Below are 1572 nucleotides of genomic sequence, written 5' to 3'. Positions count from 1 at the left end.
ATGACGACGATCGCGCCCTGTCGTCGTCACGCTAGTTGTCACACCGCAGGTCAGAGCGCCGGGAAATGACAACTGCGATGACGGTTCACACCCCCTGTGAACGGTCACCGTAGTTGGCAATTCGTCAGGTAGTTGGCACGGTTGTCACCATAGTTGGCAATTTGCCAGGTAGTTGCCACAGCAGGGCCGATCTTGGCCGAATCCGGCTGCCAGGCACCGCCGTCGGTATCGGCGTGGATGGAGCGAGGTGCTTGATCGGCGTACTCGACGATCAGTCTTCGTCGTCCTCGTACTCGTCGTCGTCCCATTCATTTTCGTCCTCCCAATCCTCGTCGGATTGGTCGGTCCACGCTTGATGCTTGGGACTGACGAGGCGCATGGCTACGGCACCCAACCCCGCAGAGAGGATGATCACCACGTTCGCCAGATCCCAACGAAGCTTCTTGACGATACCTGCGGTGACGGGGGTTCCATCCCCGAATTCCGCGGTCATCGGCACACTCAACTCACCCAGTACTCCGCCATCACCTCCGGAATATCGGTGTCGGGATCAGCTACGTCTGTCACCCAGATGTCGATAGTGTCGAGTGGTCCCCAGCTCAGGTACGCGTCGCCGCTGCGACGGTTGATGTCGAGGTTCGTGGTGAGGGTGGCTGCGGTGTCGGAGCGGCGCAATGCTTGCCAGCCGGCGGCGGCGCAGAAACGTTCGAGGTCCTCGGAGTCCCATGTCCAGTCGAAACGGGCGGCCAGGCGCGCGGTCCGGACCGCGCCTTCGATATCAGCGTGCACGATCAGGAATCATGCCTTTCGCAGCCGACAGGATGATCACCACGTTCGGCAGATCCCAGCGAAGTTCCTTGACGATGCCAGCGGTGAGGGTTGATTTCGCTACCGGATGCGATCTCGCCGACCTCGATCGCTAGTCCTCGTCCTCGTACTCCGGTTCGGGCTCATCCAACCATGCCTGATACCCCGGACTCGTCAGATCGAGGTGGATCGCACGGAAACCCAGGTGCAGTGAAATGACCGCTTTCGGCAGGTCCCATCTGAGAACTGCCTCTGGTCCGGGTTCGGCGCTCGTGGCTGCCCCCAGGAGGGCGGTAAATGCCACAGCGAGGTTCGTGAACCCTTCGTCCAGCAGCGGACGTACCACTGTCATGGGCGTAGCGTTATCGGCCACGTCCGAGACGTAGGCTGAGAAGTAGCGCATCGAACGGTTCCGTCTGTACATTACCGATTCGGGCCGACTCACATTGATTGTGGTCCGTATCGAGGCGCCACCTTGCCTGAGTTCGACGAGCTCCCATCCAGCTTGTGCGCAGAAGGGTTCCAAGTCGTCGACGGCCCAGGTCCAATCGAATTCTGCTGCGAGGCGGGCAATCCGGGTGGCGCCCTCGATGTCGACATGCATGCGTAGATGCTACTTTCCGTTCGAGTTCGGTTGACGACCAAGGAATCCCGGACGCTCGAACCGCATGAGCGAACTGGCCATAGTGCGCCTCCGGGCGCCATCATTCGGCTACGCGGCACAGTTCGTTTGGCAAAGCAGTATCTCCGAACAAATGCCAACTT

General features: G+C 60.3%; 3 protein-coding genes. All 3 read right to left on the bottom strand.

Translation table 11 applies throughout. From position 1 onward, the window contains the following. Window positions 1–271: 271 nt before the first annotated feature. Window positions 272–493 carry a hypothetical protein gene (locus BR31_RS0125100; RefSeq protein WP_027503354.1) on the bottom strand — a complete coding sequence of 74 codons (222 nt, stop codon included), beginning with the start codon at window positions 491–493 and terminating at the stop codon, window positions 272–274. A gap of 8 nt (window positions 494–501) precedes the next feature. Then, the gene (locus BR31_RS0125095; RefSeq protein WP_027503353.1) at window positions 502–789 is read right to left on the bottom strand and encodes a DUF6301 family protein; all 288 of its coding nucleotides are present in this window, start codon (window positions 787–789) and stop codon (window positions 502–504) included. Window positions 790–919: 130 nt separating this feature from the next. After that, window positions 920–1411 (bottom strand): DUF6301 family protein, encoded by a 492-nt coding sequence (locus tag BR31_RS0125085; RefSeq protein ID WP_027503352.1) that lies wholly within the window; start codon window positions 1409–1411, stop codon window positions 920–922. Between the last annotated feature and the right edge of the window lie 161 nt (window positions 1412–1572).

It is taken from the genome of Rhodococcus sp. UNC363MFTsu5.1 (assembly GCF_000686785.1).
Classification (GTDB): Bacteria; Actinomycetota; Actinomycetes; order Mycobacteriales; family Mycobacteriaceae; genus Rhodococcus_G; species Rhodococcus_G maanshanensis.
Note: the sequence above shows the minus strand (reverse complement) of the source record. Positions and strands in the feature narration are given on the sequence as shown.

Excerpts from the sequence above, each read along its gene's own strand:
- BR31_RS0125100 (WP_027503354.1), bottom strand. The coding sequence starts at position 493 with ATGACCGCGGAATTCGGGGATGGAACCCCCGTCACCGCAGGTATCGTC.
- BR31_RS0125085 (WP_027503352.1), bottom strand. The coding sequence starts at position 1,411 with ATGCATGTCGACATCGAGGGCGCCACCCGGATTGCCCGCCTCGCAGCA.